Source organism: Cetobacterium sp. 2G large (assembly GCF_014250655.1).
Lineage (GTDB): Bacteria > Fusobacteriota > Fusobacteriia > Fusobacteriales > Fusobacteriaceae > Cetobacterium_A > Cetobacterium_A somerae.
On record NZ_JACHTH010000005.1, the window covers coordinates 416,437 to 442,358 of the forward strand.

The following is a 25,922-nucleotide window of genomic DNA, read 5'->3' on the forward strand; positions in this document are numbered from 1 at the left end:
CAAATTTAATGATACTTACATAAAAAATATTTGCAAATCCGAAAAAAATGTAGTATTACATATATTATTGATTCTTTTATAAACAAAGTTAAATACTGGGAGGAGAAAAAATGAAAAAAATAGGTCTTTTACCAAAACTGATTTTAGCAATTATAATTGGTATTGGAGTAGGTATGCTAGGAATGGAGGTACCTATAAGATTATTAGCAACATTTAATGGTATTTTTGGAAACTTTTTAAAATTCTCAATACCACTTATCATAATCGGATTCGTTGCACCTGGAATTGGTGATTTAGGAACTGGAGCAGGTAAGTTGTTGGGAATAACAACAGCAATAGCATATATTTCAACAGTTTTAGCAGGTTCATTTACATATTTTGTAAATACGGCAGTATTTAAAATGATTTTAAAAACAGGATCAATGCTAGAAACAGCAGATAATCCAGAGCATGCATTATTATCAGGATATTTAACAATAAATATGCCTCCAATAATGGATGTAATGACAGCATTATTAATGGCTTTTATTTTAGGAATAGGAATTGCTATAGTAAAAGGACATGCAATAAAAGATGTAATGAACGAATTCCAAAAAGTTGTAGAAGGAATTATAAGAAATATAATCATTCCATTTTTACCACTACATATAGCTGGAATTTTTGCCAATATGACTTATGCTGGACAAGTTGCTACAATACTAACAGTATTCTCTAAAGTATTTGCTGTAATTATTTTATTACACATAACAATACTTTTAATACTTTACTTTATAGCTGGAGGAATGGCAGGAGCAAATCCAATTAGATTATTAAAAACAATGTTACCAGCGTATTTTACTGCTATAGGAACTCAATCATCAGCAGCTACGATACCAGTAACACTGAATCAAACAAAAGAAAATGGTGTAAATACAGGTATTGCTGAGTTCGTTGTCCCTCTTTGTGCAACGATACATTTATCAGGAAGTACAATAACACTAGTAAGTTGTGCAATGGCAATAATGATGTTAAATGGAATGAGCATAACTTTCGGAACAATGTTTGGATTCATACTAATGTTAGGAGTTACAATGGTTGCAGCACCAGGAGTTCCTGGAGGAGCAGTTATGGCAGCGTTAGGAATTATTGAAACAATGTTAGGATTCCCTCCAACATTAACATCAATAATGATTGCTCTTTACTTAGCGCAAGATAGTTTTGGAACTGCTTGTAATGTAACTGGAGATGGAGCAATAGCTATTATTGTAAATAAAATAGCAGGATTTAAACTTGAAAAAAATTCAAAAGAATTCTTTGATAATATATAAGAATATAAAAGATAGATATCAATAAAAATAAGGGTTAAGTGAGGTGTTGAAAAAAAACACCTCTTTTTTTATTTTATGAAAATATATTTTAATGTTAAAAACGTGTAAATTTTAAGTTAAAAAATGGTTTTTTATTTTACATTTATTAAAATACATGTTAAAATTTACCAGATTGACTATTTAACCAAAAAAATTAAAATAAAAAAGTAAAATTTAGGAGGAAAAATGTACTTAGATATCTTTTTTAAGGTTCTAGGAGGACTAGGTCTATTCTTGTATGGAATGGAAAATATGTCTAAAGGAATGCAAAAAATGGCAGGAGAGAGATTGAAAAAAATTCTTGCTATGCTTACAACAAACCGTTTTATGGCAATAGGAATGGGAGTATTTGTAACAGCACTAGTTCAATCTTCATCTGTAAGTACTGTAATGACAATAGGATTTGTTAATGCATCATTATTAACATTAAAGCAGGCACTAGGAGTAATACTAGGAGCTAATATAGGAACGACAATAACTGGATGGATACTAGTTTTAAAAATAGGAAAATATGGACTTCCAATGGCTGGAGCAGCAGCTATTTCAACAATGTTCTTTACTAGTGAAAAGGCTAGAACAAGAGCAATGGCAATTATGGGATTAGGACTTATATTCTTTGGATTAGAATTAATGAGTGATGGTTTAAAACCATTAAGATCATTACCAGAGTTCGTATCACTTTTCCATGCGTTTACAGCAGATACATATTTTGGAGTATTAAAGGCAGCAGCAGTAGGAGCGTTATTAACAGCAGTTGTTCAATCATCTTCAGCAACGTTAGGTATTACAATAACACTAGCTGTACAAGGATTAATTGATTATCCAACAGCAGTAGCATTAGTTCTAGGAGAAAATGTAGGAACAACAATAACAGCTTTATTAGCATCTTTAAATGCTACAGCAAATGCAAAAAGAGCAGCTTATGCACATACAATAATTAATATTGCTGGAGTTTTATGGGCAACAACAATATTTAGATTCTATTTAGGATTCTTAGAGCATATTTTAGATCCAGATAATAATTTAACAGCAGCAATTGCTACAGCTCATACAATGTTTAACATAATAAACGTATGTTTATTTATACCATTTACTGGATATTTAGCTGATTTCTTATGTAAAGTAGTAAAATCAGATTCACCAGTTGCAAAAGAGAGAGTAACTCATTTAGATATTTTAATGGCAGATACACCATCAGTAGTAGTTGAACAAACACAAAAAGAAATTTTAACTATGGGTACACATATAAAAGAAATATTTATGAAATTAGATAATGTTCTTTCAGGTAGAGAAAAGATAGATAATCAAGTTGGAAAAATAGAAAAGTTAGAAGATACTTTAGATTTATTCCAAAAAGAGATTTCAGATGTAAACTTCCACATTTTAAATGGAACATTAGATCATGCAAATACTGAAGATACTAGAGAAAATTTACAAACTTGTGATGAGTATGAAACTGTAAGTGATTACTTATTAAGAATTGCTAAGACAATGAAAAAAATGCAAGATAATGGAATTGAATTAAGTGAGTATAAAAGAGCTACTTTAAATCAATTACATGCTAATGTTGAAGATTTATTTGATGATATAAATAGAGCTTATGAGTTAAGAGATAGAGACCTATTTATAGGAACAATAAAAAAATGTAATTTTATAAAAGAAGAGTATAAAAGAGCAAGAGCAGAGCATTTAGAGCATGTTTCAGAAAATGTAATGCCGGCGATGTTAAGTACAGGATATATGGATATTTTAAATAACTATAGAAGAATAAAGGATCACTTATACAATATAGTTGAAGTTTTTGCAAAAATAAACTAAGATAAAAGAGAGGAGAAATCCTCTCTTTATTATTTTTTAAGAGGAGAAAAGTATGAAGAACTATTATTTTGATAATTCAGCAACAAGTTCACCAAAACCAGAGGCAGTTTATAAAGCTGTAGAGATTGGTTTAAGAGAGTATAATGCAAATCCAGGAAGAGCAGGACATAGAAAAGCTGTAGAGGCTGGAAGAAAAATATACGAAGTAAGAGAGAAGATAGCAAAGTTTTTTAATGTAAAAAATAGTTTAAATATAGCATTTACAGCTAATGCAACAGAGTCATTAAATTTTGCAATAAAAGGTGGTATTCCTCAAAATTCACACGTTATAACAACAAATTTTGAGCATAATTCTGTTTTAAGACCATTATTTTATATGCAAGATGAAAAAAATATAAAATTGACTTTTGTTAATACATATGATGAAATTGAAAAAAATATTACTTCAGAAACAAAAGCAGTTGTAATTAATCATATATCTAATGTAAATGGTACTATTCAAAATATAGAAGAGATAGGAAAAATATGTAAAAAACATAATCTTTTATTTATATTAGATGCTTCACAAAGTGCGGGGTATTCGTATATAGATATGGAGAAACACAACATATCTATATTGTGTTTAACAGGACATAAATCGCTTTTTGGAATACAAGGAATAGGCGCAATTTGTTTGAGAGATAATGTAAAAATAGAACCTATTTTAGAAGGAGGAACAGGAAGTTTTTCAAAACTTTCAAGACAACCAAAAGAGATGCCAGAACTTTTAGAAGCAGGAACTATAAATACTCCAGGGGTAATAAGTTTAGGAGCTGGAATAGACTTTATAAATGAGATGGGATTAGATAAAATAAGAGAACATGAAAATCGATTAACTAAAAGATTTATAGATGGATTAAAAGATATAGAAAAAATAAAAATTTATAAAAGTTTAACAGAAGAACAAGGACCTGTAGTAAGTTTAAATATAGACGGTGTTGATAGTGGAGATTTAGCACAAATTTTAGATGAAGAATTTGGTATTTTTGTAAGACCGGGATTTCATTGTGCACCATTAGCTCATAAAGTTATTGGAACTTATGAAACAGGAACAGTAAGGTTTTCTTTTGGATATTTTAATACAGATGAAGAGATTGAATTTGCTTTATCTACACTGGAAAATATTGCTTTACAAATTTAAAAAGGTATGATATACTTTTCAAAGCGTAAAAAAAGTAGGGAGGATAAAAAGTGAAAAAGTTGTTAAGTATTTTTGGATTAAAAAAAGAAAAAAAGAAAAAAATACTATTTTCATTATTTTTATCTTTTAATTTTGATTTTAATATATGGAATAGAAGTTACATTAATTTGTAATTTCTATTCCTTTTTTTTTAACTAAAATTATTAAGGAGGAAAAATGAGAGATTTTATTTCAATGAAAGATTTTACAAAAGGTGATATTTTAGAGGTTTTAAGAGTAGCAAAAGAGTTAGAGAAAAAAAATGAAGAACTTTTGAAAAATAAAATAGTTGGAAGCTTATTTTTCGAACCTTCAACAAGAACAAGATTATCATTTACATCGGCATCTTATAGATTAGGAGCTAAAGTCTTGGGATTTGATTCACCAGACGCCACTTCTTTAAAAAAAGGTGAATCATTAAGAGATACAATAAAGATGACAGAAGCTTATTCTGATGTAATTGTTATGAGACACAATAGAGATGGAGCGGCTCGTTTTGCAGCAGATATAGCAAAAGTACCAGTAATAAATGCTGGAGATGGAGCTAATGAGCATCCAAGTCAAACTCTTTTAGATTTATATACAATTGAAAAAGAGTTTGGAAATATAGAAGGAAAAAAGGTAGCTTTTGTAGGAGATTTAAAATATGGAAGAACAGTTCATTCGTTAACAAAAGCTTTAGAGATGTTTAACTGTGAGTTTTATTTTATAGCACCAGAAGTAATCCAAATACCAGAGTATATTGTAAGAGAGCTTGAGAAAAAAAATATAAAATATCATATATTAAATGATTACAAAGATGTATTAAAAGAGATAGATGTATTGTACATGACAAGAATTCAAAAGGAAAGATTTGATAATCAAGAAGATTATGAAAAAGTAGCTGGAGTTTATATCATAGATAAAGAAAGTATTGTAGGTAAATGTAAAGAAAATATGATAATTTTACATCCGTTGCCTAGGGTAGATGAAATAAAAATAGATTTAGATGAAACAAAGCATGCTAAATATTTTGAACAAGCAGCAAATGGAGTCCCAACAAGAGAAGCTATTTTTTCAATAGCGTTAGGATTGGTAGAAACATTAAACTGTGAGATACTAGAAAAAGATATTAGAAAATCAACTAAAATTATTTGTAATAATGAAAAGTGTATTACAAAATTTGAGGAAACAGAAAACAAGTATGTTGTAGATAAAGAACATGAATATTGTTACTACTGTAATAGAGATATAAAAAAATAAAATATTTTAAGATAGATTTGGGAGGAAAAAATGTTTTTAGAGGATTGTAAAGTATTAGAAAATTATAAAGTTGGAGAAGACTACTACTTAATGAAAATAGAATCTGAGAAGGCTTCTCAATATTCAAAAGCTGGACAGTTTTTTATGTTAAAACTAAAAAATGAAATAAGAATTTTAAGAAGACCAATCAGTCTTCATAATGTAGATAAAGATAAAAATATTTTAGAGTTTTATTACGAAGTAAAAGGTGGAGGAACAAAGGAGTTTGCTACACTTGAAGTTGGAGAAATTTTAAATATCCAAGGACCTTTAGGAACAGGATTTACAACAGAAGTAAAAAATAAAAAGTGTGTTGTTGTTGGTGGAGGAATGGGAATTGCTCCAACAAAGCTACTAATAGATGAGTTAAAAAAAGAAAATGAAGTTATATTTGTAGCTGGTGGAAGAGGAAAAGAAGCCTTAAATATATTAGAGAATTTAAATTTAGATGGAGTAAAAACATATATAACAACAGATGATGGTTCTTTAGGAGAAAAAGGAAATGTAATATCTGTTTTAAGTAGAGTTTTATCTGATGAAAAAATAGATATGGTTCAAACTTGTGGACCTCATAAAATGATGGAAGCAGTAGCAGAAACATCGTTAAAAGCAGGTGTATTTTGTGAAGTATCTTTAGAAGAAAGAATGGCATGTGGAGTTAAGGCATGTGTTGGGTGTTCAATAAAAACATTAGATGGAATGAAAAAAGTTTGTCATGATGGACCGGTTTTTGATTCAAAAATAATAGTGGATGTAAATCCTAAAGAAAATACAGGGTGTAGCTGTGGAAACTAAGGGAGTGGAAAAGATGAATAGATTAAAAACAAATTTTTTAGAAAAAGAGTTTAAAAATCCAATGGTAACATCGTCAGGATGTTTTGGGTTTGGATTAGAGTATAAGGATTATTTTGATCCAAATGTTTTGGGAGGAATTGTAGTAAAAGGAATAACAATGGAACCTAGAGATGGTAACTATGGAACTAGAATAGCAGAGACTCCAGGAGGAATGCTAAACTGTGTTGGACTTGAAAATCCAGGGATTGATTACTTTGAAAATGTAATTGTAAAAAATATAAAGTCATCGGGAATTGAGTCTCCAATAATAGTTAACATAAATGGAAAAGTAATAGAGGAGTATGTTGAAATAGCTAAAAGAGTAGAAAATATTCCAGAAGTTGATATGATAGAATTAAATATATCATGTCCAAATGTAAAAGATGGAGGAATGGCATTTGGTGCTAAGCCAGAAGTAGCTGGAGCTGTAACAAAGGCTGTTAGAGAAGTAACAACAAAACCTTTAATTGTAAAGTTATCACCTAACGTAACGGATATAGTTCATATAGCAAAAGTTGTAGAAGAGAACGGTGCAGATGCAGTATCTTTAATAAATACTTTACTAGGAATGGCAATAGATATTAAAAAGAGAAAACCTGTATTAGGAAATACTTTTGGTGGATTCTCAGGACCTGCAGTAAAACCAGTAGCTTTAAGAATGGTATATCAAGTATATAAAAATGTAAATATACCAATAGTTGGAATGGGAGGAATCTCTTCTACTGAGGATGCAATAGAATTTATGATGGCAGGAGCAACAATGGTTTCATTGGGAACAGGACTATTCTCAAACCCAATTTTACCAGTTGAGATAAAAGATGGATTAGAAAAATTTTGTGAAGAGAATGGATTAGAAAACATACAAGAGATTGTAGGAGCAGCACACAACTAATAGATAAAAATAACGGAGGAAAAATGAATATTAAAGATAGATTAATAATAGCATTAGATTATTCAAATATGGAGGATGCTAAGAATATAGTTGAGATTTTAGGAGAAACAGTTTCTTTTTATAAAGTGGGATTAGAGTTGTTTTTAAACTCAAAGGGAGAGATGGTAGAATATCTTACTCAAAAAGGTAAAAAAGTATTTTTAGATTTAAAATTCCATGATATTCCAAATACAACAACAATGGCATCATTATTTGCAGCTAAACAAGATGTATTCATGTTTAATGTACATGCAAGTGGTGGAAGAGCTATGATGGAATCAGTTGCAAAAAGAGTAAAAGAGGTAAATCCAGAAATACTATCAATTGCTGTAACAATTTTAACAAGTTTTTCAGAAGAGGGATTAAAAGAAACTTTTAAAAGTGAATTAACATTAAAAGAGTTAGCTTTAAATTTAGCTAAATTAACAAAAGAAGCTGGAATGGATGGAATTGTATGTTCGCCGTGGGAAGCAAAAGCGATTAAAGAACTATGTGGAGAAAACTTTAAAACAGTATGTCCTGGAGTAAGACCTAAATGGTCAGTTGCCAATGATCAAGAGAGAATAATGACTCCTAAAGATGCAATACTAAATGGATGTGATTATCTAGTTGTAGGAAGACCGATAACTAAAAATGAGAATCCTGTAGAAGCAGCTAAAAAAGTATTAGCTGAAATAGAGGAGGGAGTAAAAGAGGGAAGTCTATGTTGCTAAAAAACTGTAGAGTTTTATATCATGGAGAAGAAGATATAAAGGATATTTTAGTAGAAAAAGGAAAGATTGTTAAAATATATAGATGCTCAGAAGTAGAAGAGTTAGACATAGATGAGATTATAGATATGGATGGAAACTGGGTTTTACCTGGAGTAATAGATGTACATACTCATATGAGAGATCCAGGATTATCTTATAAAGAAGATTTTGAAACAGGAAGTAAAGCATGTGCTAAGGGTGGAGTAACAACATTTATAGATATGCCAAATACAGTTCCAAATACAACAACAAAAGAGATTTTAGATGCTAAAGAGAGCAATTCTAAAAATAGAAGTTATGTAGATTATGGATTTCACTTTGGGGGAAGTAAATTAGATAATAGTGAAGAGATAAGAAAAGTAAGAGATAGAGTAGCTTCAACTAAAATATTTCTGAATATGTCAACAGGTGATATGTTAGTTGAAGAGGAAAAAGTTTTAGAAAATTTATTTAAAGAATCTAAAATAATATCAGTTCATGCAGAGGAAGAGATGGTAGATAAAGCTATAGATTTAGCTAGGAAATTTAGAAAACCACTATATCTGTGTCATCTTTCTAAAAAAAGTGAAGTAGAAAAGTTAAGAGCTGCAAAAAAAGAGGGATTAAAAATATATGGAGAAGTAGCTCCACATCACTTATTTTTAGATTCAAGTATGGCAAACTCGTTACTTATAATGAAGCCAGAGCTAAAAAGCAAAGAGGATAATGAGGCTCTTTGGTTAGGAATAGAAGATGGGACTATTGATACAATAGGAACTGATCATGCACCACATACTTTAGAGGAAAAAAATTCTAAAACAACATATGGAATACCAGGGGTGGAGAATTCTTTAGAGATGATGTTAAAAGAATTAAATAAAAAAATAGACATGAAAACTTTACAGAAAGTTATGTCAGAAAATCCAGCTAAAATATTTGGGATTGTTGGAAAAGGAAAGATAGAAGTTGGGTATGATGCAGATTTAGTTGTAGTAGATTTAAATAATAAAGAGATTATAAAAAATGAAGATGTAATCTCAAAATGTGCATGGACACCTTATAGTGGAATAGTAGGAGGGGGAAAAGTACTATTAACTATGGTAAGAGGTCATATTGTTTATGATGGTAAAAATTTTATAGAAAAAATTGGAGAAGGAGTGAATTATAAAAATGTCTAGAGAAAAAAATATAGCAAAATCATTATTAGGAACAGAGGCAGTTAGATTAAGTGTAAAGGATCCATTTACTTTTGTATCAGGAATAAAAAGTCCAATCTATTGTGACAATAGAAAAATGATAGGATTCCCTAAAGAGAGACAAGTTGTAGTAGATGCTTTTATAGAAGTTTTAAAAGAAAAAGAGTTTGACATTGTAGCAGGAACAGCAACAGCAGGAATTCCATGGGCAGCATTTATAGCTCAAGAGATGAATGTACCAATGGCTTATATTAGAGGAGAAAAGAAGGCTCATGGTGCAGGAAGACAAATTGAAGGAGCTGAATTTGAAGGGAAAAAAGTAATAATAATAGAAGACTTAATATCAACAGGAGGAAGCTCGATAAAGGCTGTAGCAGCTGCAAGAGAAGCAGGAGCTATTGATGTTGAAGTATTAGCAATATTCTCATATGAGTTTGAAAAAGCATATAAGAACTTTGAGCAAGACCATATTCCTTGGACTACACTTTCAAACTTTGCTTCATTAATTAACGTTGCGACAGAAGAGAACTATATAGATTCAGAAGAAGCTGAAATAGCTTTAAAGTGGAATAAAACTCCTGATACTTGGGGAAAATAATAGATAAGAGATATGTGAAGCAGATTAACTCTGCTTCTTTTTTTATGAAGGAATAGTTGACTTTATTTAAAAAATATCGTATCATATTTAGAAAATTAAAAAAAATTTTTAAAATAATATACAAATATAAAGCTAGGAGGAACAAAATGAAATTATCAAAAAGAGCATTAGAAATGAATTTTTCACCAATAAGAAAGTTGATTCCTCTGGCCGATGCAGCAGAAGCAAAGGGAATAAAAGTTTATAAATTAAATATAGGACAACCAAATGTAGTGACACCAGATTCATTTTTTGAAGGATTACATAACTATAAAGAGAAAATAGTTAAATACTCTCATTCACAAGGAATACCACAACTATTGGAAAGTTTTGCTAAAAGCTACCAAAAGATGGGAATTAATGTAAAAGAAGAGGATTTATTAATAACTCAGGGTGGTAGTGAGGCTATTATGTTTGTCTTAATGGCTATATGTAATGAGGGAGACAATATATTAATACCAGAGCCTTTTTATTCAAACTATACAAGTTTTTGCCAGTTTGCAGGGGCAGAGGTAGTACCTATTGAAACAACAATAGAAACTAGTTTTCATTTACCGTCAAAGGAAAAAATCGAATCTTTAATAACAGATAAAACAAGAGCTATAATGTTATCAAATCCAGTTAATCCAACAGGAACTGTTTATACAAAAGATGAAATAGAGATGATAGCACAGATAGCTAAAGAAAAAGATATATATATAATAGCAGATGAGGTATATAGACAATTTGTTTATGATGATATTCCTTATACATCTTTTATGCAATTAGATGATGTAAAAGATAGAGTAATACTAGTAGATAGTATATCTAAACACTACAGTGCATGTGGAGCAAGAATAGGTCTGATAGCTAGCAAAAATAAAGAGCTAATGAGCTGTATAATGAAGTTTAGCCAAGCTAGACTATGTGTTTCAACAATTGAACAACATGCAGCATCAAATTTAATAAATACAATGGATAACTATTTAGAAGATGTAAGAATAAAATATCAAAATAGAAGAGATTTATTATTTTCATATTTAAATAGAATACCAGGAGTAGTTTGTTATAAACCTCATGGAGCATTTTATGCTTTTGCAAAATTACCAATAGATAATGCAGAAAAATTTGCAAAATGGTTATTGACAGATTACTCATATGAAAATCAAACGCTTTTATTAGCTCCAGGTCCTGGATTTTATCAAAGCGAAGGAAAAGGAGAGAATGAAGTGAGATTTTCTTTCTGTACAAGTGTTGATGATATAGAGAATTCGATGATAATTTTAAGAAGAGCATTAGAAGAATACAATAGAATAGAGAGATAAGAAAAAGGAGTTGATTAAATCAACTCCTCTTTTTTTAAGATATTAGTAACTACTTTTTTAGCATCATTAACAGCAGCAACGACAGTCTTAGGACCAGTAACTACATCACCACAAGAAAATACATTTTCTAAAGTTGTTTCAAAATTGTCATTAACAATTACAGTTCCCCATTTTTCAAGACTAATTCTATCTTCAGAAGAGACAATGTTTTTTTTAGGCCCTTGACTAACAGCAACTATAATCGAGCTATAAGGTATTGCAATGTCAGTATCTTCTAAAGTAACAAGTTTTTTTCTTCCATTTTCATCAGTATGCGATTCAGTTCTTAGAAAAATCATAGTATTATCTAAAATTTCTTTTGGAGCATAGTAAAATTTGAAATTTACACCATCTTCTTTTGCTTCAGCTATTTCAACTTTAGTAGCGGGCATATCTTCTTCACCACGTCTATACATTACTGTTACAGAACTACCCAATCTTTTAGCAACTCTAGCTGCATCCATAGCAACATTCCCTCCACCAATAACTAAAACGTTAGGTCCAAGGTTATATGACTCAGGGGAAACAAGGTAGTTAATAGCATAGTGAACATTTCCCTTAGTTTCTCCTTTTATATCCATAGGTTTAGGATTCCAAACACCAGTTGTAATGATAATATACTTAAAGTCATCATTTTTTAAATTTTGAATAGTATGAGTAGGACCAACTAAAGTATTATATTTAATTTTAATACCTAGATTTAAAAGGTATTTTTCAAAAGTATCCATTAACTCTCTAGATAGTCTAAATTCAGGAATACCAAATCTTAAGACACCACCCAACTTAGAAAAAGCTTCAAATATAGTAACATTAAAGCCTTCTTTAGCTAAGAGAATAGCAGAAGTAATACCAGCAGGTCCTCCGCCAATAATAGCTATATCTATTTTTTTATTTTCTTTTTTATTTAAAGGTAATTTAGAAAGATATTCAGTAGAAATTTCTTTTTCAATAAGTGGAAACTCAACAGGAGTTTCTTTAATTCCCTTTATACAATGACCTTTACATTGTTCTTCATGAGGACATACAATAGAACAAAATATAGATAAAGGATTATTTGTAAATAAAATTTCTCCAGCTTCATCTATTTTATTTTCTTTAAATAAATTTATAATATTAGGTATGTCTGTGGATATAGGACAATGTATTTTACAAAGTGGTTTTTTGCAATTTAAGCAACGGTTAGCTTCTTGTAGTAAATCTATTTTCAAAATAATCACCTCTTTAAAAAATGGCTGAGAAAAACTTCTCAGCCTCTTAAAATATTATAATGCTTTTTCGAGAATTTCTCTACTTATTTCTAAAGATAAATCTCCAGTTTCTGATAAAGAAGTTCTATGGTTTTTTTCTAAAGCTAAAATCAAATCATCTATTTTATCTTTTGTTATACCATAATCTGAAAGATGAGTTTTAACTCCAAGTTCTTCAAAGAATGAACGAGTTTTCTCAATAGCTTGTTTAATTTTTAAATCATTATTAATCTCTTCAATATTCCAAACACGTTCAGCATATTGAATTAATTTCTCTCTTTTTTTCTCTTTTCTAACTTCCCATATAGCTGGTTGAAGTATAGCAAGAGTTTTTCCATGGTCGACACCAAACATAGCAGTAATTTCATGACCAATCATATGTGTCGTCCAGTCTTGAGGAACTCCAGCACCAATCAATCCGTTTAATGCCATAGTAGCACACCAAACAAGGTTAGCACGAGCATCATAGTTAGTTGGTTCTTCAATTGTTGTTTTACCAATTTCAATAAGTGTTTTCAAAATTCCTTCAGCAGTTCTATCTTGAAATCTAGCGTCTACAGGATAAGTAACATACTGCTCAACAGTATGAATAAAAGTATCAATAATACCGTTAGCAACTTGATTTTTAGGTAAAGTAAATGTTAACGTAGGGTCAAGTATAGAAAATTTTGGAAATGTATGCATACTAAAAACAGGAACTTTTAATCCTTTATGACTGATAACAGCTCCATTATTCATTTCAGATCCAGTAGCTGGTAAAGTGACAACAGTTCCTAAAGGAATTGCTGAATCAACTGGAGCTAAATCAAAATCTGGAGTTAGCAGATTTAGGCAATCACCATCATATTTAGAAGCAAGAGCTATAAATTTAGTTCCATCCATAACAGATCCCCCACCAACAGCAAGAAGAAAATCTATATTTTCTTTTTTAGCAATATCGACAGCTTTCATTAAAGTTTCATATTGAGGATTTGGTTCAATTCCACCAAATTCAAAGATTTTTCTTCCAGGAAGATTTTTAATAACATTTTCTAATGTTCCAAACTTCTTAACAGATCCCCCACCGTAAGTTATTAGCACTTTGGCATTTAAAGGAACTAAAGTATTTAATTGATCTAAAGTATCTTTTCCAAAAACTATATGAGTTGGGTTATAAAAATTAAAATTTAACATGAAATCAACCTCCTATTATTAATTAGTGAGATTATAAACCTTAGAGTTGACTCTAAGTCAAGATATTTATTTACAAGAAATAGAATTATTCTCATACCAAGCAATTTTTAAATCAAGTTTCTTTAAATTATTATTTAATTCTTCAATTTGTTCTAATATTTTTTTTCTATGTTCTAAAAGAATAGCTAGTCTTTCCTCTTTTGTATGATCTCCTTTTAAACTTAAATCGACAATTGATTTAATGTCTTCAATAGTCATTCCAGTATTTTTAAGACACTTAATTATTTCAATCCAAAATATATCATCTTGAGAAAAGGAACGAATTCCATTTTTATTTCGAGCGATATATGGCATTAAACCACATTTGTCATAGTATCTAATTGTATGAGACGAAAGACCGACCATTTCAGAAACAGTTTTAATTGAATACATAAAAATATTCTCCTTATATATGTAAAATTTTCTTAATTATATCGGACCTAAATATAAGACCAACATATTTATTATTTTCAAGAACATAAATTCTTGTAACACCTTTATTCATAAATATATATGATATCTCCATAAGGGAAGCATCTTTATCAATTGTAATTATTCCTTCTGTTCTATACAGATCTTTTATAGTTGTTATTTTTTCATTTACTAAATAATTTTCGAAAGGTTCACCTACGGTAAGAAAACTTAAATCATTTAAAATAGTAGTATGTTTAGGCATACCAAAAGAAATAAGTTCTCGCTCTGTAATTTCTCCCAAAAAGTTATTATGATTATCAACTACTGGGATTCCAGAAACTCTGTCCATAATAATTCTTTTTGCAATATCTTCTAGAGTGTTATTTTCTTTAGCAGGGAGTATAGATGTGGTAAATAAGTCTTCAGCGGTAATATTATGATCTATTTCAATTTTCATTTTATTTAAAATTTCAATTGTTTTTTCAGGAGATTTATATTTTAAAATCTCTTTAAAAACATCTTTATTTTTAAGGCAAAGTCTAGAGATTCCAGACATAATTTTAAGGATATTCTTATTTTTTAAAACATCAGCAACAATAAGAACAATGAAATCAACAGGTTCTTCTTCACCCATTACATTTTTCATAGTTACATGTTTTTCAGGAAAAGCGATAGAAACAATGATATCATCAAAGTATTCAAGTCTAGCGTGAGGAATTGCAACACCATTTCCAATATACGTAGAAGCTTCACTCTCTCTTTTTAAAATAGCCCTTTTCATAATCTCTTGTTCTACTTTAACTTGCTTATTTGTTTTAGCAAGTTCTTTAAGTAAATTTGTAATAAGTTCCTCAAAGGTTTCTCCTTTTAGGTTAGATATAATCTTATCTTCTGAAAGATAACTGGACAACTTCATAATTTGTCCCCTCCTTAACATTATTTAGTATATGTGAACACAAAATAATTATATAACGTTTTTGAATAAATTAAAATAAAAATTGAAAAAAAAACAGCTAAGAAAATATCTTAGCTGTTAAAAATTACATAGTAATTTGATACTTTTTAATTTTTTCATTTAAATTTTCAAGGTCAACTGCAGGGATAGTAACGTCTTTTCCATTTAGTAAAATAGTTATTTCTGTAGTTCCTTTAACTTTTGAGTATCTAGAAAATAGATTTAAAGAAAAATCAATCTCATCTTGTGTCAGATTACCAAATCCAACCATGTGAGGTCCAGGAACCTCTTTTCCTCTAATAAATAAAGAGCCGTAATCTTTAAATTCATTTATTTTTAAATTATCTTCTTGCTCTCTTCCAACTATTAAATATTTTCCTTTTTCAAATCTAAAAAATCTTCCAATTTTTAAAAGGTGGAATAGATTAGAGTTTTCATCTTCTAATAGTCCATCCTCTTCTAGGATTCTAAGTCTCTTTGAATAAGCTGGGTCAGTAAGAAGACATCCTCCACCAGGAGTTGGATAGTCTACAATACCGAATTTATCCATTAGTTCCATTTGAGTTTTTCTACTTCTTCCTTGGATATCTAAAAGCTTACTTCTATCAATCCATCCTAATTTTTCAGGTTCACTTTCTGGTAAAAGCTTTGCTGATAAAGGTCTCACAATAAGATTCTCAAGACCAGGAGAAAGAGCTTTAACTTTTTCTAGAGCTTGATAATTTTGTGACATAGGTCTTTGTCCTAGAACTTCACCAGAGATAATAAATGAAGCTCCATATTTTTTCATAAGATCACCAGCTGTTTTAAACATTAAAGCATGACAATCGATACAAGGGTTCATATTCTTTCCACGTCCATGAACAGGATCTTTTAAAATTTCAGTGTGAACACTACTAAAATTAACATACTCTAATTGAACCCCAAGTTGTTTAGCCATATTTTCAGCTTTTTCATTTTTTCCACCAAAGAAATGTGATACAAAGTTAAGAGCTATAACCTCAATTCCTTGATCTTTTATAATTTTAATTGCTAGAGCACTATCAAGTCCTCCAGAAAAAAGCGCTAATGCTTTCATTATTAACCTCCATAAATTAATTATTCGTGGTCAATATCTAAAAAAGTATTTTGTTTTAAATCATTTTTTCCATCATATAGGAAGTTGATATTTTTAGGAACAGAAGTAAATACATTTCTACTAATAGGAATCCATTTAGCTTCTTTTATGTTGATTGCACCACTTAAAAAATCAAGAATTCTTTGTGCATCTTTTCCATTTACATTTTCTAGATTTAGTGTAACCACTTTATCATTTTTTATATAATCTGCAATTTTTCTACATTCTGCAAAACTTTTTGGATTGACAAAAATTGTTTGACAATCTTCTTGAACAGTATTGTTGATTGGTGTTTTAATTTCTGCTTTAGGAATAGTGTTGTTAAAAGAAGGAACAACATCTTCCTTAGTGCTATTATTTAATCCAAATTTAGGAGCAGGAGCAGCTAATTCACTTTCCTCTTGATACTCCTCATAATTTTCTTCATCAGGATCAAAAGTAAGTCCAACACTATCAGTAAAATCTTTAAAAGCATTTTTGAATTTAGTAATTTTCATTGATACCTCCATATTTTATTCGAATATTTTACTACCTACTCTTATAAGAGTTGCTCCCTCTTCAAGAGCTAATTTATAATCATTACTCATTCCCATAGAAAGTTCAGTTAAAGAATCATTGAAATAAAGAATATTTAACTCATCTTTTAACTCTCTTAATTTTTTAAATCCATTTCTAATAAAATCTTCATTATCGGTATACGGTGCCATTGTCATAAGACCTTTAATTTTGATATTTTCAAGAGATAAAAGAGCAGGAATATCATTTAAAAAATCTTGATAATCATAACCCTCTTTACTATCTTCTTGAAAAAGATTTATCTCTATTAAAACCTCAATAACCCTATTATGTTCTTTAGCTCTTTTATTAATCTCTTCAGCTAAAGAAAGTTTGTTAATAGAGTGAATCATATCAATGAAACGAGCAATATATTTAACTTTATTTTTCTGAAGATTTCCAATAAAGTGCCATTTGTGATTAATAGAATAACTTGAAAGCTCCTCATATTTTTTAGTCAAAACTTGAACTTTATTCTCTCCTAAAATATGAGCACCACCTTTAAGTACCTCTTTTATAGTCTCAATATCAACATATTTAGTGACAGCAACAAGATTTACTTTTTCAGGATCTGGAGAGAGTTTTTTTATATCTAATAAGATATCATTAATATTTTCTGAAATTCCCACAATTTCCTCCTAAATAATTAAATAAATTTACTAAAAACATCATTAGCCATGAGAATACCTTTTTTAGATAAAATATATCTAAAATTATTTTTTATTAGAAATCCCTCGTCAACTAAATTATTACAAAGATCTATATATTTTCCTTTAGGAATAATTCCATCAGGAATAATTCGTAAACCAAGAATATATTCATAAATCTCTTTTTCATCAGAATCTACAAACTCTTCTTCTAAAATAGGCTTAACGTTATCAGATATTTTAGCATAATATTCAGGAATTTTTAAGACATTTTTATATCTAACATCTTGATAATACCCAGATGCCCCAATTCCGATTCCAAGATACTCTTCATTTTTCCAGTATTTTGTATTGTGTATAGCTCTTTTTTCTGGAAGGCAGAAATTTGAAATTTCATAATGAATATATCCATTTTTTTGAGCTTCATCGATAATTAGTTCATACATAGATGCTTCTAAGTCATTATCAGTTTCTTTATAAATTCCAGCTTCAAGTTTACTAAAGAAATCAGTACCCTCTTCCCAAATTAAAGAATATATAGAGAAGTGCTCAGGTCTTAATGAAAATAGACGATTTAAGTCAGATTTCAGATCCTTTAGAGTCTGGTTTGGTAGGGAAAACATTAAGTCTAAACTGATATTATCAAATCCAGCTTTTCTAGCAAAATAAAAAGCCTCCTCTCCTTCTGAAGAAGAATGGAGTCTACCTAAAGTTTTAAGTAGTTCATCATTAAAGCTTTGTATTCCAATGCTAACTCTGTTTATACCAGCTTTTTTAAAAAGTTTAAATTTCTCAAGTGTAACTGTTTTTGGATTAACTTCAAGAGTAATTTCAGCATTATTTTTAATATTTAAATTATTTAAAATTCTGCTAACTTGCTCAGGAGTTAATAAAGAGGGAGTACCTCCCCCAAAATAAACAGTTTCAAGTGGAAATTTAGGATACATATTAATTTCATTAATAAGTGCAGCTACATATTTTTCTCTCTCTTCATCAGTAGATTTAAAAGATAAAAAATCACAATAATTGCATTTATTAAGACAAAAAGGAATATGTATATACATTCCGCTTAACATAAGCACCTCCAAGATTTAATCAATAAAAGCTTGGAAATCCTCCATAGTTTTCATTAATTTTTCGTTTGCTTCTATCTCTGTTTTTCCAACGACACAGAAGTAATATTTTATTTTTGGTTCTGTTCCAGAAGGTCTAGCTGTAATATATGTATTATCCTCTAATACAAATTGAATAACATCTGATTTTGGTAATCCTTCATATCCAAGACTAAAATCTCTTTTTGATACTACTTCTTTACCTAGTAAAGAGTTAGAAACATTAGCTCTAAGATTTGACATTATTTTACTAATAGCTTCAACACCATCTTTTCCTTTTTTTGTAACGGCAATTATTCCTTCTCTATAGTAACCAAATTTTTCATATAATTTTTTTAATTCTTTTGGAATTGATGATCCAATGCTATTATAATAGGCTGCCATCTCAGCTATTAATAAAGTAGATACAACTGCATCTTTATCTCTAGCATGTGTTCCTACAAGATAACCATAAGACTCTTCAAATCCCATTAAGAATGTAGCATCATATTTTCCCTCTTCGAACTCTCTGATTTTTTCTCCAATGAATTTAAATCCAGTTAAAGTTCTAAAAATCTTTACTCCTTTTTCTTTAGCAACAATATCTAGCATAGGTGTTGAAACTACAGTAGATACAACTGCTGAATTTTTAGGTATATTTTTTTTATTTTCTAAAATATAATTCATTAAAAGAAGACCAATCTGGTTTCCATTTGGATAGATCCATTCTCCATTTTCATCCTTTACTGCTACACCAATTCTATCTGCATCAGGGTCATTTGCCATACATAGTGTAGCTCCAACTTTATCTGCTAACTCTATACTTAATTTAAAAACTGCTGGATCCTCTGGATTAGCATATGAACAAGTTGGAAAATTTCCATCAGGTTGCTCTTGCTCAGTTACTATATAGATTGATTTAAATCCATTTTCATCAAAAACTCTTTTAACTGGTCTCCCACCAGTTCCATGTAATGGTGAATAAACAATTTTAAAATTTTCTTTCCCTGGAATCTCATTATGAATAATTTGTTTTTTAACGGCCTCAATGAATTTAGTATCCATATCTTCAGAAATATATTCTAAAAGTCCTTCTTGAATAGCAGTTTCTTTAGTTAAAAGTTTAATTTCATCAAATGAATTGATAGCATTAACACTGTTTACAACTCCACTAGCTTGAGGTTCAATTATTTGACAGCCATCATTCCAGTAAACTTTATATCCATTATATTCTTGTGGATTATGAGAAGCTGTTACAACTATACCAGCAATACACTTTAATTCTCTTACAGCAAATGAAAGCTCAGGAGTTGATCTAAGAGATTTAAAAAGATATGCTTTAATTCCATTTCCAGCTAAAACCAAAGCAGCATTTAGTGCATACTCTTCAGAACCAATTCTACAATCATAAGCTATAGCAACGCCCATTTTCTTTCCTATTTCACCAGTAGACTCTAAAATATAGTTAGCAAGTCCTTGAGTTGCTTTTCTAATAGTATACTTGTTAATTCTATTGATACCAACTCCTCTAACTCCTCTCATTCCACCAGTTCCAAAAGAAAGATTTGTATAAAATCTATCTTCTATTTCTGCCTCGTTTCCTTTAATACTTTCTAAATCTTCTCTATCTTTTAAGTCAATATAATCTGATGTTAACCAATTGTTGTAATTTTCTAATGTAAATTTATCCATTTTACAAATCCTCCCCTTAAATAATATCCCCCATATTAGAATTTGAGTTTTCACTAATAGGTTCTTTTTTATTTGCAATAATAACCTCTGTTGTTAAAATTAAAGCTGCGATAGATGTTGCATTTTGTAAAGCTGAACGAGTAACTTTTGTAGGATCGATTATTCCATTTTCAATCATATGAACATACTCTTCAGTAGCAGCATTTAATCCAAAACCATCAGGTAAATTTTTAATTTTTTCTATGATAACTCCACCATCTAATCCAGCATTGATAGCTATTTGTTTCAATGGAGAACTAAGAGATTTCTTTAAAATGTTAGCTCCAATTCCTTCTTCGCCCTCAAGAGTAAAATCATTCATTTCGTTGGCAATTTCATTTAATGCTACACCACCGCCAGGAACAACCCCCTCTTCAATAGCGGCTCTTGTCGCATTTAAAGCATCTTCTATTCTTAGTTTTTTTTCTTTCATCTCAACTTCAGTAGCAGCTCCAACTTTAATAATAGCCACACCACCAGAAAGTTTAGCTAATCTTTCTTGTAATTTCTCTTTATCATAATCAGAATCAGTGGTAGAAATTTGGTTTTTTATTTGAGCAATTCTACTATTTAAAATATCTTGATTACTAAAGCCATCTATAATAACAGTAGAATCTTTTGTAACTTTAATTTTTTTAGCTTTTCCTAATTGAGAGAGATCAGCATCCTCTATTTTCATACCTTTTTCATCAGAAATAACCTGTCCACCTGTTAAAACAGCGATATCTTCTAACATAGCTTTTCTTCTATCTCCAAATGCAGGAGCTTTAACTCCAATAACATTTAAAGTGCCTCTTATTTTATTTAGAACAAGAGTTGCTAAAGCTTCCCCATCTAAATCCTCTGCGATAATTAAAAGAGGTTTTGACGTTTGAACAGTTTTTTCTAAAAGAGGAAGAAGTTCTTTCATCGTTGAAATCTTTTTATCAGTAATTAAGATATATGGATTTTCAAGAATAGCTTCCATTCTTTCTGAATTCGTTACCATGTATGGTGATAGATATCCTTTTTCGAACTCCATTCCTTCAACAACTTCTAAAGTTGTATCCAATGAACGTGCTTCTTCAACACTAATAACGCCACTTTCTCCAACTTTTTCCATAGCTTTAGCTATTAGATCACCAATCTCTGTATCTCCAGCAGATATTGATGCAACTTGAGAGATTTCACTGTTAGATTGTACTTTTTTTGATTTTTTTAAAAGTAGTTCAACTGCTATCTTAGTTGCTTTTTCAATACCTTTTTTTAGAAAGATTGGGTTAGCTCCAGCAGAAACCATTTTAAGTCCCTCTTTAACAATAGCTTGAGCTAAAATTGTAGCAGTAGTTGTTCCGTCTCCAGCAACGTCATTAGATTTAGTAGCAACTTCTTTAATAAGTTGAGCTCCCATATTCTCAAAAGGGTCATCTAGTTCAATCTCTTTGGCAATAGAAACTCCATCATTTGTTATTAAAGGAGCGCCATAAGCCTTTTCTAAAACAACATTTCGTCCTCTAGGACCTAAAGTTATTTTAACTGCATCAGCTAAAATATTAACACCATTTTCTAATTTTTTTCTTGCATCAGCATTAAATTTAATAATTTTAGCCATAGAAAAAACCTCCGTTAAAATTTAATCTCCTCTTTTAAGTATTTTATAAGATCATCTTTAGTCTCTTCATTTCTAAGACCAAACTCTATATTAGCCTTTAGAAGTCCAATTTTATTTCCGATATCATATCTTTTACCTTGGAAATTATAGGCAACTACTTTTTGATCATCATTTAACATTTTTAAAATAGCGTCGGTAAGTTGAATTTCTCCTCCTTTACCAGGTTCAGTAGTTTCTAAATATTTGAAAATCTCTCCAGATAGAAGGTATCTTCCAAGACATGCTAAGTTAGAAGGTGCTTCTTCTAAAGTTGGTTTTTCTATAAAATCAACCATTTCTACAGTATTTTCATCTAAAATAGCAGCAGGTTTAACAATACCATATTTAGATACATCTTTATTTTCAACTTCTTGTACACCAATAACGCTACTTCCATATTTTTCATAAACATCAATAAGCTGTTTAGCAACAGGAGCAGTGGGATTATAAACAATATCATCACCTAACGCAATAACAAAAGGATCATCTCCAATAAATGATTTTGCTTTTAAGATAGCGTGACCTAATCCTAAAGGATGATTTTGTCTAACATAATAAATATTTGCCATACTAGAAATATCATCAATCTTTTTTAAAAGTTCAAACTTTCCATCTCTTTCAAGAGTATTTTCTAACTCATATGAAAAGTCGAAGTGATCCTCAATAGAATTTTTATTTCTTCCAGTAACAATAACAATATCAGTTATTCCAGATTCTACAAGCTCCTCTACAATGTACTGTAAAGAAGGCTTGTCAACAATGACAAGCATCTCCTTTGGTTGAGCTTTTGTTGCAGGTAAAACTCTAGTCCCTAATCCTGCAGCAGGTATAACAGCTTTTGTAACTTTTTTCATGAATAATTCCCCCTAAAACTATTTTATCTTAGATCCTATTTTAACACTTGAATCTACTTCAACAAGTTTTAATCTTTTCTTTTCAGTAGAGCTTAATAACATTCCCTGAGAAAGAACTCCTCTTAAAGTAACAGGAGGTAAATTTAAAATTGCTAAAACTTTTTTACCAACTAGTTCAGAAGGTGTTGGATAATATTTTGCAATTCCAGAAACAATTTGTCTTATTTCATTAGCTGTTTTTACTTTAAATTTAAGAAGTTTGTCAGCTCCCTCAATATTGCTAGCTTCTAATATTTCAACAACTTGAATATCTATTTTATCAAAATCAGCGATTTCTATTGGATTTTCAATTTTTAAATCTTCATTTATAGCAAGAGGATCTTTTTTAGCTTCTTTCTTTTCAACTTCAAGTCTTGGGAATATAGGTTCAGCAGTACCTAAGATATGTCCTTCGTTTAATAGATTCCATCCATCAACAGATTCTAGACTAGCTTCTAAAATATTATTAGAGAAACCTAATTGGTTCCAAATCTTTTGAGATGCTGTTGGCATATATGGAGCTGTCAAAACAGCAACTTTATAAAGAGATTGAACTAAGAAGTTCATAACTGTTGCTAATCTTTCATTTTTAGTTTCATCCTTTATAAGTAACCAAGGAGCAGTTTCATCAACATATTTATTCATTCTAGAGATAAATTTCCAGATAGCCTCTAAAGCTCTAGAGAATTCTACTCTATTCATATGATAATCAACTGCAATAACAGTTTCGTTCCAAAGAGTTTTTACACTGTCGTCGATCTCTTCGAATACCTCTCCTTTTACAATTGTTCCATTGAAATATTTTCCATACATTCCTAGAGTTCTATTTAAAAGATTTCCTAGGTCATTAGCTAAATCAGAGTTAATTCTTGTAACAATTGAAGGTGTTGAATAATCTCCATCATTACCAAAATTAACCTCTCTCATTAAACAGTATCTAAAAGCATCTACACCGTATTTAGCAATTTCATCTAATGGTGCCACAACATTTCCTTTAGATTTAGACATTTTTTCACCTTCAGAAGTCCACCAACCATGAGCTACAATTTTATTTGGAAGTTTAATTCCTGCTGATAAAAGCATACAAGGCCAAATAATAGCATGGAATCTAAGAATATCTTTTCCTAAAAGGTGAACAACCTCTCCATTATTCCAGAATTTGTCAAATAATTCAGGATTATTCTCATATCCAACAGCTGTTAAATAGTTTGTTAAAGCATCAAACCATACATAAGTTATATGTCCAGGAGCAAACTCAATTGGAATTCCCCATTCAAATGTATTTCTAGAAATAGATAGATCTTGAAGTCCTTGTTTTATAAATGAAACAACCTCATTTTTTCTAGAGTGAGGAAGAATAAAGTCAGGATGACTTTCAATATGCTCAAGTAAAGCATCTTGATATTTAGACATCTTAAAGAAATAAGATTCCTCCTTAACCATTGTTAGTTCTTTACCACAATCAGGACAGTGGTTTCCATTTACAATTTGATTCTCAGGAACAAATGTTTCACAAGAAACACAATATTTTCCTTCATATTCACCTTTATAAATATCACCTTTATCATAAACTGTTTTTATAATTTTTTTAACAGCCTCTTTATGTCTTGGTTCTGTAGTTCTTATGAAATCTGTATAATTGATATCTAATGCTTTCCACATATCAATAAATCTAGGAGCCATAGAATCTGTCCAAGCCTGAGGAGTTAAATCTCTCATTTTAGCAGCTTCCTCAACCTTTTGTCCATGTTCATCAGTACCTGTTAAAAAGAATACATCAAAACCTTTTGATTTTTTGTATCTAGCTAAAACATCAGCTGCAATAGTTGTATATGCACTTCCAACATGTGGATCTCCATTAACATAATATATCGGTGTTGTTACATAAAAATTTTTACTCATCTATTAATCTCCTTTCAAAACGTTATTTTTTTTCATTTAATATTTTTTCAGCTTCTTTATCTATTTGGAATAGGGCTTCTTTCGCTAAATCTAAATAATCATCTAAATTAGCATCACCAGGAATTAAAATGGGGTCTCCAATTAAGCAAACCATTTTAGAAAAAGGTTTAGGCATTTGAAATTTATCCCAAGCTTTTTCAAAAGTCCATTTATTACTAAATGCTACACCAACTGGAACTAGAGCTTTTCCAGATTTTTGAGCAAGATATAACATGCCAGGCTTAACCTCATAAATAGGACCTTTTGGTCCATCTAATGGGGTTCCCGCACTATGACCACTCTTAACTAATTTAATTAATTTTAAAACTGATTTAATTGAATCCTTTCCAGAAGAACCTCTAACCATAGTAAAGCCCATTTTTTCTAAAGGAATAGATATTAACTCTCCATCTTTAGAGGGGCTAGCTAAGACAGCTTTTTTTTCAGATAGATTGATTAGTCCTAGAGAGGCTCCAACAAGTTTATTGTGCCAAAAACCACATACATAATTTTCTCCCTCAACAAGTTTAGGACTTTTTATAATCTCTATTTTCATTGTTTTAGAAATAATTTTTAGTAGGTAGTAAAGTATTAAACCATATCTTTTATATTTATTATTTTCCATTAAAAAACCACCTATAATCAAAGTATTTTCAAATAATTATAACATAAATTTAAAGTAAAAAAAAGCACCAATACTTATTGTATCGGTGCCTAAAATTCAAACTAGAATAGACCTGGGATATTGATTCCACCAGTAACAGCAGACATCTCTTTCTCAGCTAACTCATCAGCTTGTCTCATAGCCTCAGTAACAGCAGAAAGAACAAGATCTTCTAACATCTCTTTATCTTCAACAGCATCTTTAATAGTCTCTTCAGATATTTTTATAGAAACGATATCTTTTTGTCCATTAGCTTTTACTACAACAGCTCCACCACCAACAGAAGCCTCAACTTCTTTTTCTTTTAATGATTCTTGAACAGAAAGCATTTGTTGTTGCATAGCTTGAGCTTGTCTTAAAATATCAGATTGAGAGTTTCCTCCAGTAGTTTTTTGTCCTTTTAGTTTTCTAACCAATTTAATCCCTCCTAGAATATATTGTGTAATTGTTATGATTATATCATAATAGAGAGTAACTTTTCAACTAGAG

General features: G+C 30.0%; 25 protein-coding genes. 11 read left to right on the forward strand and 14 right to left on the reverse strand.

What is annotated here, in order from left to right; genetic code table 11:
* Positions 1 to 110 precede the first annotated feature (110 nt).
* The 11 genes from H5J23_RS04835 to H5J23_RS04880 all read left to right on the forward strand — a co-directional run bounded on the left by H5J23_RS04835 (position 111) and on the right by H5J23_RS04880 (position 11,297).
* Complete coding sequence (locus tag H5J23_RS04835; RefSeq protein WP_023052023.1) at positions 111 to 1,307, forward strand: dicarboxylate/amino acid:cation symporter; 1,197 nt, start codon at positions 111 to 113, stop codon at positions 1,305 to 1,307.
* Between the two features lie 225 nt (positions 1,308 to 1,532).
* Positions 1,533 to 3,164, forward strand: a complete 1,632-nt coding sequence (locus H5J23_RS04840; protein ID WP_023052022.1) for a Na/Pi cotransporter family protein — start codon at positions 1,533 to 1,535, stop codon at positions 3,162 to 3,164.
* Between the two features lie 52 nt (positions 3,165 to 3,216).
* Positions 3,217 to 4,344 (forward strand): aminotransferase class V-fold PLP-dependent enzyme, encoded by a 1,128-nt coding sequence (locus H5J23_RS04845; RefSeq protein ID WP_023052021.1) that lies wholly within the window; start codon positions 3,217 to 3,219, stop codon positions 4,342 to 4,344.
* A 50-nt stretch (positions 4,345 to 4,394) separates the two neighbouring features.
* Positions 4,395 to 4,517 carry a hypothetical protein gene (locus H5J23_RS14200; RefSeq protein ID WP_023052020.1) on the forward strand — a complete coding sequence of 41 codons (123 nt, stop codon included), beginning with the start codon at positions 4,395 to 4,397 and terminating at the stop codon, positions 4,515 to 4,517.
* A 43-nt stretch (positions 4,518 to 4,560) separates the two neighbouring features.
* On the forward strand, positions 4,561 to 5,625 hold the full coding sequence (gene pyrB, locus H5J23_RS04850; RefSeq protein ID WP_185891147.1) for an aspartate carbamoyltransferase: 1,065 nt from the start codon (positions 4,561 to 4,563) through the stop codon (positions 5,623 to 5,625).
* Between the two features lie 30 nt (positions 5,626 to 5,655).
* Positions 5,656 to 6,459, forward strand: coding sequence for a dihydroorotate dehydrogenase electron transfer subunit (locus tag H5J23_RS04855; RefSeq protein WP_185891149.1), 804 nt, complete (start codon positions 5,656 to 5,658; stop codon positions 6,457 to 6,459).
* Positions 6,460 to 6,472: 13 nt separating this feature from the next.
* Entirely contained in the window at positions 6,473 to 7,390 is a 918-nt protein-coding gene (locus H5J23_RS04860; protein ID WP_185891151.1) for a dihydroorotate dehydrogenase, read from the forward strand.
* A 23-nt stretch (positions 7,391 to 7,413) separates the two neighbouring features.
* Entirely contained in the window at positions 7,414 to 8,142 is a 729-nt protein-coding gene (pyrF, locus tag H5J23_RS04865) for an orotidine-5'-phosphate decarboxylase (RefSeq protein ID WP_023052016.1), read from the forward strand.
* The gene (locus H5J23_RS04870) at positions 8,133 to 9,338 is read left to right on the forward strand and encodes a dihydroorotase family protein (RefSeq protein ID WP_023052015.1); all 1,206 of its coding nucleotides are present in this window, start codon (positions 8,133 to 8,135) and stop codon (positions 9,336 to 9,338) included. Before pyrF ends, H5J23_RS04870 begins: the two co-directional genes overlap by 10 nt.
* Positions 9,331 to 9,954: an orotate phosphoribosyltransferase gene (gene pyrE, locus H5J23_RS04875; RefSeq protein ID WP_185891153.1), complete on the forward strand. Its 624-nt coding sequence runs from the start codon at positions 9,331 to 9,333 to the stop codon at positions 9,952 to 9,954. The genes H5J23_RS04870 and pyrE overlap by 8 nt, the downstream gene beginning before the upstream one ends.
* A 146-nt stretch (positions 9,955 to 10,100) precedes the next feature.
* Complete coding sequence (locus H5J23_RS04880) at positions 10,101 to 11,297, forward strand: pyridoxal phosphate-dependent aminotransferase (RefSeq protein WP_023052013.1); 1,197 nt, start codon at positions 10,101 to 10,103, stop codon at positions 11,295 to 11,297.
* Positions 11,298 to 11,311: 14 nt separating this feature from the next.
* Here H5J23_RS04880 and H5J23_RS04885 read toward each other — a convergent pair whose 3' ends face one another.
* The 14 genes from H5J23_RS04885 to H5J23_RS04950 form a co-directional block, all read right to left on the reverse strand.
* On the reverse strand, positions 11,312 to 12,544 hold the full coding sequence (locus H5J23_RS04885) for an NAD(P)-dependent oxidoreductase (protein ID WP_211231156.1): 1,233 nt from the start codon (positions 12,542 to 12,544) through the stop codon (positions 11,312 to 11,314).
* A gap of 54 nt (positions 12,545 to 12,598) precedes the next feature.
* The gene (locus H5J23_RS04890; RefSeq protein WP_023052011.1) at positions 12,599 to 13,756 is read right to left on the reverse strand and encodes an iron-containing alcohol dehydrogenase; all 1,158 of its coding nucleotides are present in this window, start codon (positions 13,754 to 13,756) and stop codon (positions 12,599 to 12,601) included.
* Positions 13,757 to 13,822: 66 nt separating this feature from the next.
* Positions 13,823 to 14,188, reverse strand: a complete 366-nt coding sequence (locus H5J23_RS04895) for a MerR family transcriptional regulator (RefSeq protein ID WP_185891155.1) — start codon at positions 14,186 to 14,188, stop codon at positions 13,823 to 13,825.
* Positions 14,189 to 14,201: 13 nt separating this feature from the next.
* Positions 14,202 to 15,125 (reverse strand): PTS sugar transporter subunit IIA, encoded by a 924-nt coding sequence (locus tag H5J23_RS04900; RefSeq protein WP_040406264.1) that lies wholly within the window; start codon positions 15,123 to 15,125, stop codon positions 14,202 to 14,204.
* Between the two features lie 124 nt (positions 15,126 to 15,249).
* Entirely contained in the window at positions 15,250 to 16,242 is a 993-nt protein-coding gene (locus H5J23_RS04905; protein ID WP_023052008.1) for a 7-cyano-7-deazaguanine synthase, read from the reverse strand.
* 20 nt (positions 16,243 to 16,262) lie between these two features.
* Entirely contained in the window at positions 16,263 to 16,778 is a 516-nt protein-coding gene (locus tag H5J23_RS04910) for a cell division protein SepF (protein WP_051364122.1), read from the reverse strand.
* A gap of 15 nt (positions 16,779 to 16,793) precedes the next feature.
* On the reverse strand, positions 16,794 to 17,465 hold the full coding sequence (locus tag H5J23_RS04915; protein WP_023052006.1) for a YggS family pyridoxal phosphate-dependent enzyme: 672 nt from the start codon (positions 17,463 to 17,465) through the stop codon (positions 16,794 to 16,796).
* 17 nt (positions 17,466 to 17,482) lie between these two features.
* Positions 17,483 to 18,565 (reverse strand): radical SAM family heme chaperone HemW, encoded by a 1,083-nt coding sequence (gene hemW / locus H5J23_RS04920; RefSeq protein ID WP_370523816.1) that lies wholly within the window; start codon positions 18,563 to 18,565, stop codon positions 17,483 to 17,485.
* Between the two features lie 9 nt (positions 18,566 to 18,574).
* Positions 18,575 to 20,266 carry a phospho-sugar mutase gene (locus H5J23_RS04925; protein WP_185891157.1) on the reverse strand — a complete coding sequence of 564 codons (1,692 nt, stop codon included), beginning with the start codon at positions 20,264 to 20,266 and terminating at the stop codon, positions 18,575 to 18,577.
* A gap of 16 nt (positions 20,267 to 20,282) precedes the next feature.
* Positions 20,283 to 21,896, reverse strand: coding sequence for a chaperonin GroEL (gene groL, locus H5J23_RS04930; protein WP_023050144.1), 1,614 nt, complete (start codon positions 21,894 to 21,896; stop codon positions 20,283 to 20,285).
* A gap of 14 nt (positions 21,897 to 21,910) precedes the next feature.
* Positions 21,911 to 22,789 (reverse strand): UTP--glucose-1-phosphate uridylyltransferase GalU, encoded by an 879-nt coding sequence (gene galU / locus H5J23_RS04935; protein WP_023050143.1) that lies wholly within the window; start codon positions 22,787 to 22,789, stop codon positions 21,911 to 21,913.
* Between the two features lie 18 nt (positions 22,790 to 22,807).
* On the reverse strand, positions 22,808 to 24,730 hold the full coding sequence (gene metG, locus H5J23_RS04940; protein WP_185891159.1) for a methionine--tRNA ligase: 1,923 nt from the start codon (positions 24,728 to 24,730) through the stop codon (positions 22,808 to 22,810).
* Positions 24,731 to 24,752: 22 nt separating this feature from the next.
* Positions 24,753 to 25,394 carry a lysophospholipid acyltransferase family protein gene (locus tag H5J23_RS04945; RefSeq protein ID WP_023050141.1) on the reverse strand — a complete coding sequence of 214 codons (642 nt, stop codon included), beginning with the start codon at positions 25,392 to 25,394 and terminating at the stop codon, positions 24,753 to 24,755.
* A 101-nt stretch (positions 25,395 to 25,495) separates the two neighbouring features.
* Entirely contained in the window at positions 25,496 to 25,849 is a 354-nt protein-coding gene (locus H5J23_RS04950; protein ID WP_023050140.1) for a YbaB/EbfC family nucleoid-associated protein, read from the reverse strand.
* Positions 25,850 to 25,922 lie beyond the last annotated feature (73 nt).

Bases quoted from the DNA above. Each gene is read 5' to 3' on its own strand.
- galU (WP_023050143.1), bottom strand. From the start codon at position 22,789: ATGAAAAAAGTTACAAAAGCTGTTATACCTGCTGCAGGATTAGGGACT.
- pyrF (WP_023052016.1), top strand. From the start codon at position 7,414: ATGAATATTAAAGATAGATTAATAATAGCATTAGATTATTCAAATATG.
- H5J23_RS04945 (WP_023050141.1), bottom strand. From the start codon at position 25,394: ATGGAAAATAATAAATATAAAAGATATGGTTTAATACTTTACTACCTA.
- H5J23_RS04890 (WP_023052011.1), bottom strand. From the start codon at position 13,756: ATGTTAAATTTTAATTTTTATAACCCAACTCATATAGTTTTTGGAAAA.
- pyrB (WP_185891147.1), top strand. From the start codon at position 4,561: ATGAGAGATTTTATTTCAATGAAAGATTTTACAAAAGGTGATATTTTA.
- H5J23_RS04840 (WP_023052022.1), top strand. From the start codon at position 1,533: ATGTACTTAGATATCTTTTTTAAGGTTCTAGGAGGACTAGGTCTATTC.
- H5J23_RS04880 (WP_023052013.1), top strand. From the start codon at position 10,101: ATGAAATTATCAAAAAGAGCATTAGAAATGAATTTTTCACCAATAAGA.
- H5J23_RS04900 (WP_040406264.1), bottom strand. From the start codon at position 15,125: ATGAAGTTGTCCAGTTATCTTTCAGAAGATAAGATTATATCTAACCTA.
- H5J23_RS04870 (WP_023052015.1), top strand. From the start codon at position 8,133: ATGTTGCTAAAAAACTGTAGAGTTTTATATCATGGAGAAGAAGATATA.
- groL (WP_023050144.1), bottom strand. From the start codon at position 21,896: ATGGCTAAAATTATTAAATTTAATGCTGATGCAAGAAAAAAATTAGAA.
- H5J23_RS04855 (WP_185891149.1), top strand. From the start codon at position 5,656: ATGTTTTTAGAGGATTGTAAAGTATTAGAAAATTATAAAGTTGGAGAA.
- H5J23_RS04835 (WP_023052023.1), top strand. From the start codon at position 111: ATGAAAAAAATAGGTCTTTTACCAAAACTGATTTTAGCAATTATAATT.
- H5J23_RS04910 (WP_051364122.1), bottom strand. From the start codon at position 16,778: ATGAAAATTACTAAATTCAAAAATGCTTTTAAAGATTTTACTGATAGT.
- metG (WP_185891159.1), bottom strand. From the start codon at position 24,730: ATGAGTAAAAATTTTTATGTAACAACACCGATATATTATGTTAATGGA.
- H5J23_RS04925 (WP_185891157.1), bottom strand. From the start codon at position 20,266: ATGGATAAATTTACATTAGAAAATTACAACAATTGGTTAACATCAGAT.
- pyrE (WP_185891153.1), top strand. From the start codon at position 9,331: ATGTCTAGAGAAAAAAATATAGCAAAATCATTATTAGGAACAGAGGCA.
- H5J23_RS04895 (WP_185891155.1), bottom strand. From the start codon at position 14,188: ATGTATTCAATTAAAACTGTTTCTGAAATGGTCGGTCTTTCGTCTCAT.
- H5J23_RS04845 (WP_023052021.1), top strand. From the start codon at position 3,217: ATGAAGAACTATTATTTTGATAATTCAGCAACAAGTTCACCAAAACCA.
- H5J23_RS04905 (WP_023052008.1), bottom strand. From the start codon at position 16,242: ATGAAAGCATTAGCGCTTTTTTCTGGAGGACTTGATAGTGCTCTAGCA.
- H5J23_RS04860 (WP_185891151.1), top strand. From the start codon at position 6,473: ATGAATAGATTAAAAACAAATTTTTTAGAAAAAGAGTTTAAAAATCCA.